The organism is Vibrio sp. 10N.247.311.14 (assembly GCF_041467715.1).
Taxonomy (GTDB): Bacteria; Pseudomonadota; Gammaproteobacteria; order Enterobacterales; family Vibrionaceae; genus Vibrio; species Vibrio crassostreae_C.
In genome coordinates this window covers 63,288-80,535 of sequence record NZ_JBFSVE010000002.1, presented here as the reverse complement: position 1 = coordinate 80,535, position 17,248 = coordinate 63,288, and the positions used below count along the sequence as shown (strand labels likewise).

The window sequence follows — 17,248 nt, the reverse complement described above, 5'->3', positions numbered from 1 at the left end:
TCGTATTTAACCATGCTTAATAATTTCTGTCGCCACTTTGTAGAGACAAAATGGCGACATTAAATGATGTGAATACTTACAGTTACGTAGAATCTATTGAGTCTTAAGTAAATCCAAAAAGAACGCGTATTCAAGTGCGTCTTCTTTTAATCGTTTAAATCGGCCAGAAGCGCCACCGTGACCGGCTTCCATATCGGTTTTGAACAGCAATACGTTGTTGTCTGTTTTCATTTCACGCAGCTTCGCAACCCATTTCATTGGCTCAAAGTACTGCACCTGTGAGTCATGCAGGCCTGTCGTTACCAACATGTTCGGGTAGTTTTGTACCTTAATGTTGTCGTACGGTGAGTACCCCAGCATGTAATCGTAGTAGGCTTTATCGTTCGGGTTACCCCATTCGTCATACTCATTGGTGGTTAGAGGGATCGATTCATCGAGCATGGTTGTCACAATGTCTACAAACGGAACATGTGCACCAATACCACGGTACAGTTCTGGTGCTTGGTTGATGATTGCTCCCATCAATAGACCGCCAGCAGACCCCCCAACGGCGAACACTTTATCTTTCGCGCCGTAGCCTTCTTCAACAAGCTCTTTGGTTACATCAATAAAGTCGTTGAACGTGTTTTGTTTGGTCAGTTTTTTGCCATCTTCATACCAAGGGCGACCAAGCATTTCTGAACCGCGGACATGTGCGATGGCATAAACAAAACCTCTATCCAGTAGGCTTAGGCGAGTTGAGCTGAAGGTAGGTTCAATCGTAGAGCCGTAAGACCCATAGCCGTATTGGTAGATTGGGTTAGTGCCGTCTTTCTTAAATAAGTCTTTACGATAAACCAAAGAGACAGGAACTTGCTTACCATCGCGAGCCGTAATCATGATTCGCTCTGATTGGTAGTTATCCGCTTCGAAATCACCTAATACGGGTGTTTGCTTCATGAGCTCGGATTCACCTGTACTTAGGTCGAAATCATAGTAAGTACCTGGCGTGGTTAAGCTGCTGTAATAGATACGAACTTTTGCGTTATCTAATGCATAGTTACTCGTTAGGTAAGCGGCAAATGCGGTGTCGTTAAATTCAAGTGGAAACTCGTGGCCTGTTGAGAGTTGGCGAACTTTCACTGTAGACAAGCCATCCGCGCGTTGCTCGTAGACAAGATGGTCATCAAACAACTCGAAATCTACAAGCTGAGTATTATCGTCTGCTGGGATGACATCGACCCATTTTGAGCGATCATGCATCTCTTCGGTTGTGACTTTCATTAAACGGAAGTTGACCGCTTGGTAGTTGGTGTAGATGTAATACCAATCACCTAGCTTAGCGATGCTGTACTCTATGCCGGTCTCTTTTGGGTAGAAAGCCTCAGCTGTAGCCTTTGGGTTGTTGGCATCGATGACTGAGACACCGCTGGTTTCTGTGCTCGAATGCCAAATGTAGACCTGTTCTCCATCTTTGCTTTTACTCAAAGAGGTGTAGTAAGCGCTATCGGCTTCTTCGTAGATTAACTGATCGCTTGCTTGAGCGCTGCCTAACACGTGGCGGTAAACTTGATAACCCAGCAATGTTTGTGGATCTTTTTTGATGTAGTAGAAGGCTTGGTTGTCGTTTTGCCACGCGATAGCACTTGAAGCGCCTTCAATTTCATCTTTTAGGTATTCACCTGTTGTGAGGTCTTTGATCTTGATGGTGTAAATGCGGCGGCTTAGCGTATCTTCGCCATAGGCCAACAAGTTTTCGTCTGGGCTGATCGTTAAGCCACCAATACTGAAGAATTCATGCTCTTTTGCTAGCTCGTTTACATCTAAGATGACTTGCTTGTCTGTGCCTAAAAAGTTTTTTTCACGCAGGTGAACTGGGTATTCGTTGTCGCCTGTGACCTTATTCGAGTAGTAGTAACTGCCTTTGCGAACCGGTACCGAATTGTCGTCTTTCGCGATTCGGCCTTTAATCTCTTCAAATAATTGTTTTTGTGCTGCTTCTGTATGTTTCAACACCGTATCTGCGTACTGATTCTCTTGCTCAAGTTGTTGCAATATCTCTGGATCTTGGCGTGCATCATCGCGCATCCAATAGTAATCATCGATTCGGGTTTCACCATGAATCGTCATTGCGTGAGGGACTTTCTTAGCAACGGGTGCTTGGGTTTGTTGAGCGACGAGTTGTGATTGAGAGTAGTGGTTCATGGTTGAGATTCCTTGATTGCTGCATCCGGCGAAAAGCGCTATTGATACGGCTAATGTGGTTAAAGCGATACGCATCTATATATCCTTAGTGTGCACCTTACTCTTTTTGATGCCAGCATCCTTTGTTGGTTGGGTATCTTCCAGTGATATTATTTATAATTGGATTCTGGATATGCACCTTCATCGTAAGTGTCTGTTATTGTTTTCAAAAAATCAAAGTAATGTTAAATGAAATTACTGATACGTGAGAGTGGAAGGAATAAATGTGCAACAAAAAGGGACACACTTTTCAGTATGTCCCTTTCCTTTGTTTAGCAAGATTCGAGTTTTACGTTAAATAGCCAATGGCATTTCGTTTGAGTGGTCAGGTTTACGATTAACCCAACGTAAACCAAGCATAGCGATGAATGACATAGCAATCATCAGGCAACCGAGTGGCAGTTGGTCTTGAGCTGGGAAGAACGATGCCAATAGTGTTGCGATGCCAGCACCTAGGTTTTGCATACCACCTAAAATCGCACCTCCAGTACCAGCGTGGTACGGGAATGGCGAAAGTGCCCCTGTTGTTGCTGCTGGGAATAATATGCCAGCGCCCAAGAAGTAAATTGTGGCACCGCCAATCAAAGTTAATGCTGTTGTTTGACCAAACAGACCCGGTATCAATACCACTGTTGAGCCTACCAATATCGCAACCAGACCAACATTCAATGCACGGCGCTCAGAGCGACGTTGTGCGATGTAACTAGATAAGCCTGCACCGACTAAGTAACCTGGAATAGGCAAGACAAACAGCAAGCTTACTGTGGTTGCCGGTAAGCCAAGTACGCCACCAAGCAACACACCTGCCGCTGCTTCAAATACGGCTACACCAGCAAAGGTTGCGACTAATACCAATAAGAAACCTTGGAAACGTTTATCAGACAGAACGAACTTGTAGCTGTTGGCAACCGATTCAAGCTTGCGTCGTTCTTTCGGCAGTGTTTCCATCATGCTCGTCATCATAGTGATCACAACAGCAATACCAAACAGCGCAAGGAATAAGTAGCTAGAACGCCAGCCGAAAACTTCTGTTAGGTAACCACCCAGTACAGGAGCCATCAATGGTGAGAAAATCACACACATGCTAATCAAGCTGTTTGCACGGTGCAGCTCTGCGCCTTCAAAACAGTCGCGAGTCAATGTACGAGACATCGCACCACCACAACCGATGCCCAAACCTTGGATAAAGCTGCCCGCTAAGAACCATTCATATTCGTGAGCGAACAATGCTACCAGAGTACCGATGATGTAGATGATCAAACCAATCACGATGATCGGTTTACGACCTAGGCGATCTGAAAGTGGGCCGTAAACAAATTGCGACAGACCATAAGGGATCAAGTAACACGCCATCACTGCCTGCAGTGAAGATGCCGAAACTAAGAACTCACCTGCCATATGACCGATAGAAGGCACGTACATCGTTTGAGTCATTTGACCTACGGCAGTCAGAATAGCGATTAAAAAGGTAAGTTTCGCTAATGGAAACGAGGCGGACATTTGCGTATCTCTCCAAAAATTAAGACGTAAAAAGCCTTAGCGCTCCATTAAAGGAGAGCCAAATGAATAAAGTGTTCAGGGAATCTAGGCGCGAGATATTAGAGCTTGATTGCGGGCTTAGCAATCAAAAAGTGTGAAGTTGAGTAAGATAAAAATCTATAACTTGGATTATAAAAACTAATCCGAAGTTACTGCATTTTAAAGAGGGAGAGGGTGGAGTGGGCTTCCTTTAAATATCGATGTTCTGGCTATGTCCAAAGCGCTAAAACCTAAGCAACACAGCTAATGATTATATGAGTACATCATTTGAAATCACAGAAAAAAGGAAGAAAACACGCTCTATTAACATTTGTATAAACTTTCGTTTTATATGTAAGCAATTTGTGCTGTAATTATCCGCTAAGCTATTCGTCTAACTCATTTACATTGTGTACAGCAATTCGTTGTCGATGTGATAGTTATGGTTATGGAAGTCTTTTGGCTTAAATAAGGATATTAAATGCGCTCTCTATCGGTACAGTGGAAAATAACCCTCTTAGCAGGTTGTTGTTTAATCATTACGTCACTGTCTCTTATTGGTTTCTCGATCTACAACGCGACGAGCAATCAACAAGTCATCAAATCTCAAAGTTCAGAATCAGTTATCAATAAAACTCAGCAGTTGCTGGCGTCTGTTTCTCAGCTAAACGCTCAAGAAACTCAACGTTATGTAGACGAAGCTATTTACCGCGCAGAGATGCTTGCGGCCAGTGCTCAGTTTCTAAAAAACAATGCAGACGAAAACTTTACACCAAGTGAAGAGCTTCGTACCGCCTTGGATGAAATGGTTCGTCGCTCGGTTTTAAACTTCGACTCTATTCAAGGAGCGTATCTAGTTTTCAAGCCTGACTTGCTCGATAGTGAAGATGCGAATTATGTCGATGCTGATTATGTTGGTTCTAACGAAAAAGGTCGTTTTGCTCCTTACTGGAAGGTGGCAGATAACGGTGAAAATGTTCTAGCGAACGTTCTTTCAGAATCTATCTTGAATGATGACAGCAATAGCGAACGTTTTTACTGTCCTTTGTCTTCAGGGCAAACGTGTATTAGTACGCCGAGAGTCGTGAACAGCGGTGGTGTAGCACTACTTACGTCCTCTATTTCAGTCCCTATTTTGGTTGACGACGTTGCTATTGGTTTTCTTGGTATTGATCTAAGACTTGATGGTTTAACGAGTGTGATTACTCAATCTGACCAGAGCTTGTTTAACGGTGCGGGTAAAGCTTACGTGGTTAGTCTAGATGGTTCGGTCATCGCTTCTGATGATTCAAGCATTGCAATCGGTTCAACTTTCCAAAGTGGCAATACAAACAGTGATTTAATGACGGACTTTATCTTTGGTGGTGAAGTGACAACGCAATGGAGCGAGAACGGTGAGTGGTTACTTGCCTTTGCACCTGTTGTTGCAGCTAACCAAACTTGGGGTGTGTTGTTCGAGATTCCAAGAGAGAGCGTCGTCGCTGATGCCAACAAATTGGATTCCATCATTAGTACTAAGCTAAGTGAAGGCATCAAGACGGAAGTAATTGCAGGTACCGTATTCATTTTGTTCGGCTTAGCCATCATCGCATTTGCTTCCCTTTCAATTGTGAAGCCTATTCGACAAGTGGTTGAGCGACTTAATGATATTGCTTCTGGTGAAGGTGATTTGACGCAGCGCTTGGAAGTGAAGTCTCAAGATGAAATCGGTCAGTTGTCAAAAGGATTTAACCTGTTCCTAGATAAGCTGCAACACACAATCAAAGAAGTCATTCACACCACAGAACAAGTGGCAAATACTACCAGCCAAGCGAAAGCATCAGCATCAAGTACTCGTGAAAGCAGCGAGTCTCAATTTAAAGAAGTGGATCTAGTCGCGACAGCGGCCGAAGAGATGACTCAAACTGCGGGCTTAGTGGTACAAAATGCAGAAGTGGCCGTTGATGCAGCGTGCGAAGCGAATCGTTCTGCTCAACAAGGGCAACAAGTCATTGAACTTTCAGCAGGTGAAATGAGAAAGCTGGTGGAGCGTATGTCGAGTGCTGTTCCTATTGTTGAAGAATTGGCAAAAAATAACGGAAACATCACCGAGATCTTAAGTGTGATTGAAGGGATCTCTGAGCAAACTAACTTACTGGCATTGAACGCGGCGATTGAAGCGGCTCGTGCTGGCGAACAAGGTCGAGGTTTTGCTGTTGTTGCGGATGAGGTAAGAAACCTCGCAAGTCGCACCCAGTCATCGGTTGGTGAGATCAGAGCGGTGATCGACAAGGTTCATGCTGGAACTCAAGATGTCGTTGAAGCAATACAAGAAGGCAATATCCTAGCTAACGATACAGCACTACACGTTCAGAAAGCAGTTGAAGATCTGGGGTCGATCTTTACTTCTATTGAGGCGATCAGTGATATGAACAGTCAGATCGTTCGAGCAGCCGAAGAGCAACAATCGGTTTCCGGTGAAGTAAATCAAAGCGTGGTTAATATTCGCGATTTGAGTGCGAAGATCTTGGAGCAAGCCGCGGCTTCTGAGCAAGTCGGCAATGAAATTGACCAACTGTCTCAACAACAACAGAAGTTGGTCAATCAGTTCAAGGTATAAGCATTAAGCCTTAACCAGTTCTTGAATAGAAAAAGGGACAAATGAAGATTTCATTTGTCCCTTTTTTAATTGTTTATTTAGAGGCTAGGCAATAACCAGCGGTTGACGCTGCTTACTCTTCGATAAACCAGTAGCCTTTGTTGACCAATTCAGTCACGACAGTTACGCCCGAAGGAGATAGGGCAGTAGCCGAGGTAATCATGGTCTCATCGCAAAGTATGTTGAGTAACGAAGAATCCGCTTCATCAACCTTAACCACTTCGCCATTGATGTAAGCCGTGTTGCTTTCATTTTCGTGGTAGAGCGCTTTTAAGCCTGATACTCGGTGAATTTCACCTTCAGACTCTATGTGTTGAGCGATCTCTTCTTGAGTCCATAGTGGCTCTGGAGCAACGATATCAAGCTGGTGGCGTGATTGGCTTAGCAGACAACCCATGAATTCACTGATGGTTTCAGGTTGCTCTAGTGCAGATTTCAACATGCCTGTGAGATTACTTAAATCCGATGAACGAATTTTTCCGTAGCCTTCTTGCATTTTGAATTCTGGATCGTGCAGGTGTACGTCACCCATATCATGAGCAAGCACAAAATCGGCAAAGTTGCTGATCAGTTCTTGTTCTTTAGGCGAGCGGTAGCCAATAGAGTAGCTCATTGACGGCTCTAACGTGCTCCCTTCATGTGGGAAACCTGGTGGGATATAAAGGATATCGCCCGGCTCTAAAGTTTCATCAATGATTGGGTCAAAACCTTCAATTTGACGAAGTGCAGACGCTTGAACAGTCTCTTTGTATTGGCCAACATCTTTAGCGCCAACCTTCCATTGACGTTTGCCTTGACCTTGAATGATGAAGACATCGTATTGATCAATATGTGGGCCTACGCCGCCTTCAGGTGCTGAGTAGCAGATCATGAGATCGTCGAATAACCAGTTTGGTAACGCTTGGAACGCCTCAGTCAGCTGATTTGCGCCTTGGTGCCAGTGGTTCGCTGCTTGAACGATCAGTTGCCAATGAGTTTCGGTTAATTCGCCAAACTTTTCTTCAGAGAATGGGCCGTGTTCTGCAGTCCACTGATTGTCGAGGTTAGAGACAAAGCGAGAATCCACTTCTTCTTCCATCGATAAACCAGCAAGTTCTTCCGGCGAAATTGGGTCGACGAAGTTTTGGAAGCCACCCTTTAAGATGGTTGGTTTTTTATGCCAGTAGTTTTCAAGAAACTCGGGCATAGAAAAGCTGAGTTGGTACATGTGAATCCTGTATATTTTTATGCTAGATGCTAGATGCTAGATGCTAGATGCTAGATGCTAGTTTGGCTTGTAAATCTTGCTGGACAATTTTGATTGCTTCTAACGCGACTTTTGGATCGATTTCGTTGCTTTCGAGCAGATAGATCAGGTCGACAGCTAAATTAACTTCTTCTGGTGCGTTATCCAGTGGTGATGGTGTGTTATCAGTGTTCATTTCGCTTAGGGTTCTCTAAGTTAATCAGTCTCTCAATATTTTTCATTGAGTCTTCACAGCGTTCTAATCGCTCTTTTGCTAACTGCCAAGCCTCTTCCGCTTTTTTCTTACTGTGGCGAGGCGCAGAATCAAACGTTAACTTTCGTACTCGTACTAAATCGACCAATCGCTTTTGCCAGTCTTGGTGCTGGGCGAGTTCGTTGTATAGGTCGTTCAGGGTTTTCCCTGACTTGCTTTTTCGGTCCAAGCGTAAATCGTGGTTGGCTAACTCTCTTTGGATTGCTGCAATCTGATTGGTCAGCTTTTCTGTCAGGTAGTTGGCTCTGGACGCGGTCAGTTGATTTGAGGTTTGTTCACGTACAATGGTGCGGTACGTTGCCTGAGTTTCAAGTGCATAGGGAAGCAAAACAGAGGCGCCGCATTTAAATAAGGCTCGGTCAAACAAGGCTTGATGATAAGCCCCTCGAGATTTGTCAACCTGCGAGCAATGGCCAATCAAGGTATCAATAACACTTTTTAGCTTTGAAAATTGATTCATTTCACTTCCCGTTGGCTACTGCCTATAAGTTCACAAACCAAGCTTCGTATGCCAGTTTAATTGCAAGTACGCTTACAACTGTAACAAACACAGGTCTTATAAATGTAGCACCGAACCGAATAGCAGAGTGAGCGCCAACAAATGCACCGGCCATCAAACAAAGGCCCATGGTTAAACCTAGAACCCAATCAATATGACCAAGAATCGCGAAGGTCACCAAAGAGGTAAAGTTACTGGTAAAGTTCATGGCTTTGGATAGACCAGAGGCAAGTAAGATGTTTAAGCGATAAAGCGCCATAGAGCTTACCGTCCAAAACGCGCCAGTTCCTGGGCCAGCAACCCCATCATAAAAGCCAAGAATGAATCCTTGGTACTTTTGTTTTCTCTTAAGCACAGGGCATGGCTTAGGAGACACATTATGGCTCACATCTGGAGTCTTATGAAAAATGGTATAGACCGCTGCGGCAAGAATGACTAACGGCAATACCTTCTCTAACCACTCGGTGCTAATGGCATCAACAGTGAGTGTGCCGATGGTCGCACCTATTAAAGTAGATATGAATGCATTGACCCAACACTCAGGCTTGAACAGCTTTTTACGGTAGTAAGTGAATGCAGCTGTAGATGAAGCAAACGTTGCGGCCAGCTTATTAGTTCCGAGTGCAATGTGTGGCGGCAGGCCAAGCGATAGCAAAGCTGGAACGGTTAACATCCCTCCGCCACCTGCGACAGCATCAATAAAGCCTGCTGCAAATGCAACCAGAGCAAGTATGACCAACATGGTTGGCTCAATCATTTCCATAAATAGCTAGTGTTCTCGTTATCGGCTGATAGGGCAGCCACATGAAAAATCTATGGATTAGTCATGTTGGGTTGTGAATGCAAGGGCCTAGCGATGAAGGCCCATAACTACCTCAAGGGCAGGGGATATTAGTATTTTATTGTTCTTTTAAAAGGCGGTAGTGAATCGAGTAGGGACTTTCCGTATCGCTTCGTTACTATGCGTCTATCAAGGATCGTGACTTTACCAGAATCTCTTTCCTTACGCAGTAGTCTACCCACAGATTGAATAAGCTTTTTACTCGCATCTGGAACAGTAATCTGCATAAAAGGGTTACCACCGCGTGATTCAATATATTCTGAATGTGCTTGCTCTACGGGAGAGGTAGGAACACCAAAAGGAATCTTGGTAATAACGAGGTTTTCAAGAAGCTCACCCGGTAGATCAAGACCTTCAGAAAAGCTGCCAGTTCCAAAAAGAACGCTGGTTTTACCTTGGTCTATTAGCTCTTTATGTTTTTTTAGAATTTCAGTTCGTGAAGTATCGCCTTGAACCTGCAATGCCCACGACTTTTTAACGAAATCTGTTGTTAAAGCCTCTGCAACTTTGTTCATTTGCCAGTAAGAAGAGAATAGAACGAGATTGGCTTTTTTGTCTTCTATTACCTTAGGCAAAATTTCAATAAGATATTCGGTAAACTGAGGTGCTTGTGGTTCGTACTTCATTGCCGGAACGATCAGCTCAGCTTGATTCTGGTAATCAAACGGTGATGCCAAAGCCAAAAACTGTACGCCATCTTCTGCTTTTTGGCTGATACCGGCTTGATGACAGAAAAAGCTGAAAGAGTTGAGCGCCCTCATGGTCGCAGATACTAATACGGCACCCACACAGCGGCTCCAGATTTGTTGATCCAGTTGCCAACCTACCTCTAGTGGCGAAACATTCACAACGAAATCGCCTTCGCTTTCTTTATTCAGTTCGAGCCAACGAGCCAAAGGAGCGCCTTTTTCTCTCTTCGGTTCAGCCATTAAGCGCCAAACTTGAGCAAGGTTCTCTGTTCTTTGTATATAGAAGCCAATTTCTGCCAGTGCCGGCTCTGCAAGTTTTGCTGAAAGCTCGCCGTCTTTAACTCGTTCTGCAATTAGGTCTGCAATCTTCGCAACGGCTTGGCTCGCCTTTTGCGTGAGCTGCTTGAGATCTTTAGATTCATTCTCTAGCCACTCAGGTAAGTCGCCATGTTCGAAGCGATACAAGCCGTCTTCAAAGTGGTTAGCGTCAAACTGTTTACTCATTTGAGTCAGGGTAGGGATCAGCTGTTGCACTGAGTCTTGCAGTTCATTTCGAAACCGGTGGACACGTTTCTCGTCAGCGAGGCCTGAAAGCTTAGTGATGGATTGGTTCAAACGCTCCAACCATGACGCCGCGCCTTTTAAGCTCGCAGCCGCAGAAGAGTGATCTCTGGCTACATGCGGTAAATGGTGAGCTTCATCGAATATATAGATGCTATTTTCTGGCTCAGGCAGTATCACGCCGCCTCCTAGGTCTGCATCCGCCATCACCAAGCTGTGATTGGCAATTATCACGTCTGCTTTATCTAGCTCTGAGCGCGCTTTTTGGAAAGGGCAGTCTCTATGAGTAGGCATACTGTTATTACAGCTGTGCTTATCGCTGACAATCATCTGCCAAATCATGTTGTCGATGGGTTTTGGCCACGAATCACGGTCACCATCCCATTTACCTTGGGTTAGGCTACGATACATGGTTTGAAGTTGGTCGATATCCTTCTTCTTTGGCTTAGATTCGAACATGGCCATTTGTCCACCATCAACCCCGCAGGCAGCGGCTAGCTTTTCGGAACAACAATAACGCTGTCTGCCCTTCGCTAATATGAAAGAAAACTCTCGATCAGTCAGTCTTCTATATAGAGGGAGATCTTTATTGACGAGCTGTTCTTGTAGCGCAACCGTCGCCGTTGATATGACTATTTTTCGGTTATTGAGCACAGCGACAGGAATAGTTGCCATTAAATAAGCCAGTGATTTCCCGATCCCGGTTCCCGCTTCTGCAACAATCATGCGATTACTTTTGTGGTATTGACCACAAAGTGTCTTCGCTATTTCTGCAACAAGGTAATTTTGAGCACGTCGAGGTACAAAGTTGTCCAACTGATCTTGGAGGTTTTGATAACTGGTGCGAATAGATTTTTGAATTTTAGTAGTTAGCATACTGTGACCTACGTAACGGAGCGAGGATAGTAGCACATATCACTAGTCGGTACATTTACGGTGAAATAGCTTGCTTTTGAATCAAAGGTAGATCTTGTTCACAAAAAAAAACTGAACCATCAGGAACTTAACTATTTTATTTATGTTGCGAAATATAAATATTAAAAAAGACTTGCTTGTAGGTGTTAAATCCTGAGATGTGGCGTTTTTACAAGTTGTTTGTGGTGTTAAATGCTGTTTTGTTCTTTTTTTGGATTATTATATTTCCTGATAAAACTAAGGATAAGCTGCTCGTAAAACTATGAAAAAAAATGTAAGTAGTTGATTTTGATTGCTTTGTGTTTTTTTTAGGTTTGTTTTTAGTTTATTTGACACGCAGGATAATCTTTTGCAATCTAGACCTCGAAATTTAGTGACGGTGATTAACCAACAAAGAGTGGTAATGACCAGTCATAAAAATAAAAGGGAACCGGGCAAGGATCTCCCATTCTTAGAAAAGGCAGTGGATTTATTATGAAAAAGACTCTATTAGCGCTAGCTATCGCAGCTACAGCAACTTCTGTAAACGCAGCAGAAATTTACTCTAACGACGATACTAAAGTTGGCCTAAAAGGCGAGGTAGATATCTACCTATCTCAATCTGAAGTAGACAAAAACCTAACTGAAACAACTAAGAACGAAGCTGACGTTTCTACTTGGGCTAAAATCCAACTTGACGCTGAGCAGAAGCTTAACGATCAGTTCACAGCATTCGCATCTTTCGAAATCGAAACTGACGGCAGCAACGCTAAGTTCGATGACGTTCTAGCTGGTTTTAAAACTGACACTTGGGGTATGGCTTTCGGTGAAACTGGCGACCTAGCAGAATCTGCTGACGCTATCCAGAAAGATGATATCACAAACGAAGGTAACTACATGGGCTCTACTGGTGGTCACCACCGCGAGTCTTCTGGCCACGGCGCTGTATTCAAAGGTCAATTCGTTGAAGGTTTCACAATCGTAGCTGACGTTAACACTGATTCTACTGAAGACGTTGACAACACTTACGGTATCTCTGCAGATTACGCATTCAGCAACTTCTCTATCGGTGCTTCTTACATCACTGGTGACGCTGCTAAAGACGTAGATTACTCTCTTGCTGGTGTTTCTGCTTCTGCTGAATTTGGTGGTTTTTACTTAGCGCTTACTTACGCACAGTTTGAAGGCAACCAAGGTTACGGTTACTGGGACCTATCTGACATCGCTGCTGATTCTTACGGCAACGGTGAAACTATGGGTATCGCAGCTGCTTACCAAATCGACGCTGTTCGTCTATACGCTACATACTCTGTAGCAACAACTGACGAAATCGCTACAGCAGCGGGTACTTCTAAGATCTCTGATATCGACTCTACTAACCTAGTTGTTGGTGTTGATTACGCATTCCGTGACAACATCCTATTCCTAGCTGAATACCAAACTGCTGATTTCGAATACGCATCACAAACTCTAGATGCTGACGGCGTTATCGCTGGTGTTTACTACACATTCTAATCTGTAGTTAACTATGCTATACAAAAGCCAGCTATTAGCTGGCTTTTTTACATTTATTGATTAAGGAATCGTACATGAACAAGTGGTATTTGAGTTTTGTCTGTCTATTCTCTGCACCATACGCAACGGCTGCTCTTGATTTGGCTTCTGGTATTTCGCTAAATACTTTGAACGGTGAGGTTGTTGAAAGTGTGGAAGACGCTGTATTCACCTCAGGTGAAAACCAACTCGTTTTAGATTACACAGGGTATTTGAGCGATAAAGGCAAACGCGAGTTTATCAGTACAGTTCCTTACATTATGGTAGTTAATGTTCCCGAAAATGCTGATGTTGATATTGATCTTCTAAGTAGAAAGTACGCTAAAATCGAAAAAAATGTAGACAGAGAACTTCCTATATTCAGTATCTCTGTAAACGGTGATGATGCAGAAGTCGTGCAAGAAGTTTTGCCTCCATCTCAAGGTGCACTGCCTTACAGCGATATCCCTCAGTTGGTTAAAGACTACAACCAAGAAAGAGGCTTAGTTTTTGATTCAGGCAAGATTCGTTCGTTGAAAGAAGAGCTAGCGGCGGTACAAACTGGTGCAGTAGTTGGAGCAACGGTAGCTGGCGACAGTACTGTGCAAGAGTCTGAAAATACGCTTCAACTTAAGCTATGGTATTCAAGAGCAAATGAAGAAGAGCGTAAAGCATTCCAAAAATGGTTAATTGACCAAAAGTAATCAATCTTCACGTACAAAAAAGCGAGACGTAAATCTCGCTTTAATATATCGCTATGAGTTAAATCTCTTTCCACTCACCAGGCTGCAGCTGCCCCACATTCATATTACCCATTGAGTAACGGATAAGACGCAGGGTAGGGAAGCCGATATTGGCTGTCATTCGTCTTACCTGACGGTTACGTCCTTCAATGATTGTAATAGCCAACCATGTTGTCGGTATCGCGGCTCTGAAGCGTACTGGAGGGGTTCTATCCCACACAACAGGTTCAGACATCACCTCAACCTGAGCGGGCAGTGTCATGCCGTCTTTTAGTTCGACACCTTTTCTCAATTTATCTAAATCTTCCTCAGAAGGTGCGCCTTCAACCTGTACCCAGTAAGTCTTTGGGGATTTTGAGTTTGGTTGAGTTAGCTTAGCTTGAAAAATACCATCGTTGGTCAAGACCATTAACCCTTCGCTGTCGCGGTCAAGGCGACCTGCAGCATAAACGTCTTTCACTGGAATAAAGTCCGCTAGCGTTTTTCTCCCTTCGCCATCTGTAAATTGGCTTAGAGTATCGAAAGGCTTGTTGAACAGAATTACTTTGCGATCTTCGAGCGCAACCTTAGGTTTTGCATTGGTAGGCTTGCCTTTATATCGGTGCTTGCTTGAGTGAGATTTGTTGTGCGAATTGCCAGTGTTATTCTTATCACTGCTTCGGCTTTGTCTATTACCGCTTTGTTTTAATGTTGCACCAGAACGAGCCGGTTTGTCTGAACGAGATGCGCTGCGTGAGCGAGTAGACATGTTAACTACCTTGCAAAAATGTAAACGAAGTGTGCTGAAAAGTTTTCACTGAAACGGAATTGAGCTATCATTTGCGCGCCTAAAAGACACAAAATAGAACAAGTTGATGGACTCTTAAGCCTGATTTGTTTAATTATACCTTCGTGTTTTATTATAACAACGCACTCACGGATTTGGTTCATGCTGTCATCAAGATTGTATGAAAAATAAGATAGAGTACGACTATCGAGTAAGCAGTTTTCACTCTTAGAGTGGCTTACTGGTCAATTTATAACACGCTCACTACTTTAAATGAGCTTGTAAGAACTATAGGGAAATTTCATGCCTACTGAAAAACCAACGATCATCTATACCATTACAGACGAAGCTCCGGCGCTAGCAACATACTCTCTGCTGCCTATCATTCAATCTTTTACAGCTTCTTCTGGTATTAACGTTGATACTCGCGACATTTCACTTGCAGGGCGTATTATTGCCAACTTCCCTGACTATTTGAACGAAGAGCAACGTATTGGTGATGCATTAGCAGAACTAGGTGAATTGGCTAAGACACCAGAAGCAAACATTATCAAGCTTCCAAACATCTCTGCATCTGTACCTCAGCTTCAAGCAACAATCAAAGAGCTACAGTCAAAAGGTTACGCACTTCCTAATTACCCAGAAGAAGCAAACACTGACGAAGAGAAAGCAGTAAAAGCGACTTACGACAAAATCAAAGGCAGTGCAGTAAATCCAGTATTGCGTGAAGGTAACTCGGATCGCCGCGCTCCACTTTCTGTTAAAAACTACGCGAAGAAGAACCCACACTCAATGGGTGCTTGGTCTGCAGATTCTAAGTCGCACGTTTCAAGTATGGACGACAAAGACTTCTTCGGTAGCGAAAAGTCAGTAACCATTGAAGGTGCTACAGAAGTTAGCATTGAATTCGTTGGCAAAGATGGTGCGAAGAAAACATTGAAGCCAGCTTTTGCACTGCAAGATAAAGAGATCATTGATGCGTCAGTGATGAATAAGGCCGCTTTGGTTGCATTCTTCGAAAAAGAAATCGCATCGGCTAAAGAGCAAGGTGTACTGCTTTCTCTTCACTTGAAAGCGACGATGATGAAAGTATCTGACCCAGTGATCTTTGGTCACGCGGTTAAGGTTTACTACAAAGACGTATTTGCTAAACACGGTCAGCTGTTTGAAGAGCTAGGCGTTGATGTAAATAACGGCATCGGTGATGTCTACGCGAAGATTGATGCGCTTCCTCAAGAGCAGAAAGAAGCAATCGAAGCTGACCTGCAAGCGGTATACGAGACTCAGCCACCACTAGCGATGGTTGATTCGGACCGTGGCATTACTAACCTACACGTACCAAGCGATATCATTGTGGATGCATCTATGCCTGCAATGCTGCGTTCTTCTGGTCAAATGTGGGATCCAGAAGGTAAGCAAAAAGATACCAAAGCAATGATCCCAGATCGTAGCTACGCGAGCATTTACCAAGCGGTTATTGATTTCTGTAAAGAGAACGGCGCGTTCGATCCAACAACGATGGGTAGCGTACCAAACGTTGGCTTGATGGCTCAAAAAGCGGAAGAGTACGGTTCTCATGATAAGACTTTCATCCTTGAAGCTGCTGGTCAGGTTCAAGTTGTTGACGCTTCAGGCGCTGTGCTTCTTGAGCAAGACGTAGAGGAAGGCGATATCTTCCGTATGTGTCAGGTTAAAGATGCACCAATCCAAGACTGGGTTAAGCTTGCGGTAACGCGTGCTCGTGCATCGGGTGTTCCAGCGGTATTTTGGCTAGATGCGTCACGCGCACATGATGCTCAGCTTATCAAGAAAGTTGAAGCATACCTTCCTGAATACGATACCGATGGTCTTGAAATTAAGATCCTTGCTCCACTTGAAGCGACTCAATACTCACTGGTTCGTATCAAAGAAGGCCTAGATACTATTTCGGTTACTGGTAACGTATTACGTGATTACCTAACTGACTTGTTCCCGATTTTAGAGCTTGGTACATCAGCTAAGATGCTATCGATTGTTCCACTAATGAACGGTGGTGGTCTGTTTGAAACAGGTGCTGGCGGCTCTGCTCCTAAACATGTTCAACAAGTAGAGAAAGAAAACCACCTGCGTTGGGATTCTCTAGGTGAATTCTTGGCACTAGCGGCATCTCTAGAGCACCTGAGCGTAGTAACAGGTAACGCTAAAGCACAAGTTCTAGCTGATGCGCTTGATAAAGCGACGGGTGAGTTCCTTGATAACAACAAGTCTCCTTCACGTCGAGTAGGTGAGCTTGATAACCGTGGTAGCCACTACTATCTAGCGGCATACTGGGCTAAGGCGCTTGCTGAGCAAACGGCTGACGCTGATCTTGCTGCTGAGTTTGCAGGTGTGGCAAGTCAACTGGCTGAAAGTGAAGAAGCGATCGTTGCAGAGCTGAACAACGCTCAAGGTGTGGCTGGCGACTTAGGTGGTTACTACCTACTTGACGATGTATTGGTTTCAACACTAATGCGCCCAAGCTCAACGCTAAACGCGTTTATTGATGCATAGTGATTGGACTCATCGTTAGTCACTCATGAACGTGATTTGCTAACGAGTTGCTTAGGCTGATAGCTAAGTTATAGATAAAGTCAAAACGAAAGACGCTTTAACGATAATGTTAAAGCGTCTTTTTTCTGTCTAATACTTCTTAAGACCTAGCTTAAGGGGAGTAGCTCTTCGAGCTCATTGTCCAGTGAGCAACTTTAGAGCCCCCAAAACGAAAAAAACCGCTCACGTAATCCTGTGTTACAGGTATTAAATGAGCGGTTTCAATATTCTGTTTACCTGTCAGCCGTTAATGACGACTGATGGAGGTTAACATGA

General features: G+C 44.0%; 12 protein-coding genes. 4 read left to right on the top strand and 8 right to left on the bottom strand.

From position 1 onward, the window contains the following. Positions 1–93: 93 nt before the first annotated feature. Both AB6F11_RS01515 and emrD read right to left on the bottom strand, forming a co-directional pair. A complete protein-coding gene (locus AB6F11_RS01515; RefSeq protein WP_170964263.1) occupies positions 94–2,184 on the bottom strand; it encodes a S9 family peptidase in 2,091 nt (696 codons plus the stop codon). A 333-nt stretch (positions 2,185–2,517) separates the two neighbouring features. Beyond that, complete coding sequence (gene emrD / locus AB6F11_RS01510) at positions 2,518–3,723, bottom strand: multidrug efflux MFS transporter EmrD (protein ID WP_104216121.1); 1,206 nt, start codon at positions 3,721–3,723, stop codon at positions 2,518–2,520. 499 nt (positions 3,724–4,222) lie between these two features. Here emrD and AB6F11_RS01505 point away from each other — a divergent pair, with 499 nt between their 5' ends. After that, entirely contained in the window at positions 4,223–6,340 is a 2,118-nt protein-coding gene (locus AB6F11_RS01505) for a methyl-accepting chemotaxis protein (RefSeq protein WP_104216122.1), read from the top strand. Between the two features lie 112 nt (positions 6,341–6,452). Here the strand turns inward: AB6F11_RS01505 and AB6F11_RS01500 are convergent, their stop codons facing one another. The 5 genes from AB6F11_RS01500 to dinG form a co-directional block, all read right to left on the bottom strand. After that, a complete protein-coding gene (locus tag AB6F11_RS01500; protein ID WP_017066710.1) occupies positions 6,453–7,586 on the bottom strand; it encodes a cupin domain-containing protein in 1,134 nt (377 codons plus the stop codon). 43 nt (positions 7,587–7,629) lie between these two features. Further along, positions 7,630–7,800: a pleiotropic regulatory protein RsmS gene (rsmS, locus tag AB6F11_RS01495; RefSeq protein ID WP_104216123.1), complete on the bottom strand. Its 171-nt coding sequence runs from the start codon at positions 7,798–7,800 to the stop codon at positions 7,630–7,632. Further along, positions 7,790–8,338 (bottom strand): primosomal replication protein, encoded by a 549-nt coding sequence (locus AB6F11_RS01490; protein ID WP_017062115.1) that lies wholly within the window; start codon positions 8,336–8,338, stop codon positions 7,790–7,792. The genes rsmS and AB6F11_RS01490 overlap by 11 nt, the downstream gene beginning before the upstream one ends. A gap of 22 nt (positions 8,339–8,360) precedes the next feature. Beyond that, a complete protein-coding gene (locus AB6F11_RS01485; protein ID WP_017062114.1) occupies positions 8,361–9,140 on the bottom strand; it encodes a TSUP family transporter in 780 nt (259 codons plus the stop codon). A gap of 128 nt (positions 9,141–9,268) precedes the next feature. After that, the gene (gene dinG / locus AB6F11_RS01480; RefSeq protein ID WP_104216124.1) at positions 9,269–11,344 is read right to left on the bottom strand and encodes an ATP-dependent DNA helicase DinG; all 2,076 of its coding nucleotides are present in this window, start codon (positions 11,342–11,344) and stop codon (positions 9,269–9,271) included. Positions 11,345–11,857: 513 nt separating this feature from the next. Between dinG and AB6F11_RS01475 the strand changes: the two genes are divergently transcribed. Together AB6F11_RS01475 and AB6F11_RS01470 are read left to right on the top strand one after the other, a co-directional pair. Continuing rightward, entirely contained in the window at positions 11,858–12,877 is a 1,020-nt protein-coding gene (locus AB6F11_RS01475) for a porin (protein ID WP_104216125.1), read from the top strand. Between the two features lie 74 nt (positions 12,878–12,951). Further along, positions 12,952–13,599: a DUF2057 family protein gene (locus tag AB6F11_RS01470; RefSeq protein ID WP_102398103.1), complete on the top strand. Its 648-nt coding sequence runs from the start codon at positions 12,952–12,954 to the stop codon at positions 13,597–13,599. A gap of 58 nt (positions 13,600–13,657) precedes the next feature. Here the strand turns inward: AB6F11_RS01470 and AB6F11_RS01465 are convergent, their stop codons facing one another. Continuing rightward, a complete protein-coding gene (locus tag AB6F11_RS01465) occupies positions 13,658–14,386 on the bottom strand; it encodes a pseudouridine synthase (protein WP_017062110.1) in 729 nt (242 codons plus the stop codon). Between the two features lie 321 nt (positions 14,387–14,707). On the opposite strand from AB6F11_RS01465, the gene AB6F11_RS01460 reads away from it, so the two are divergent. Then, positions 14,708–16,933, top strand: a complete 2,226-nt coding sequence (locus tag AB6F11_RS01460) for an NADP-dependent isocitrate dehydrogenase (RefSeq protein ID WP_104216126.1) — start codon at positions 14,708–14,710, stop codon at positions 16,931–16,933. Positions 16,934–17,248 lie beyond the last annotated feature (315 nt).

Coding starts and splice junctions, on each gene's coding strand:
- AB6F11_RS01470 (WP_102398103.1), top strand. CDS start 12,952: ATGAACAAGTGGTATTTGAGTTTTGTCTGTCTATTCTCTGCACCATAC.
- AB6F11_RS01515 (WP_170964263.1), bottom strand. CDS start 2,184: ATGAACCACTACTCTCAATCACAACTCGTCGCTCAACAAACCCAAGCA.
- AB6F11_RS01490 (WP_017062115.1), bottom strand. CDS start 8,338: ATGAATCAATTTTCAAAGCTAAAAAGTGTTATTGATACCTTGATTGGC.
- rsmS (WP_104216123.1), bottom strand. CDS start 7,800: ATGAACACTGATAACACACCATCACCACTGGATAACGCACCAGAAGAA.
- AB6F11_RS01485 (WP_017062114.1), bottom strand. CDS start 9,140: ATGGAAATGATTGAGCCAACCATGTTGGTCATACTTGCTCTGGTTGCA.
- AB6F11_RS01505 (WP_104216122.1), top strand. CDS start 4,223: ATGCGCTCTCTATCGGTACAGTGGAAAATAACCCTCTTAGCAGGTTGT.
- AB6F11_RS01500 (WP_017066710.1), bottom strand. CDS start 7,586: ATGTACCAACTCAGCTTTTCTATGCCCGAGTTTCTTGAAAACTACTGG.
- dinG (WP_104216124.1), bottom strand. CDS start 11,344: ATGCTAACTACTAAAATTCAAAAATCTATTCGCACCAGTTATCAAAAC.
- AB6F11_RS01465 (WP_017062110.1), bottom strand. CDS start 14,386: ATGTCTACTCGCTCACGCAGCGCATCTCGTTCAGACAAACCGGCTCGT.
- AB6F11_RS01460 (WP_104216126.1), top strand. CDS start 14,708: ATGCCTACTGAAAAACCAACGATCATCTATACCATTACAGACGAAGCT.
- emrD (WP_104216121.1), bottom strand. CDS start 3,723: ATGTCCGCCTCGTTTCCATTAGCGAAACTTACCTTTTTAATCGCTATT.
- AB6F11_RS01475 (WP_104216125.1), top strand. CDS start 11,858: ATGAAAAAGACTCTATTAGCGCTAGCTATCGCAGCTACAGCAACTTCT.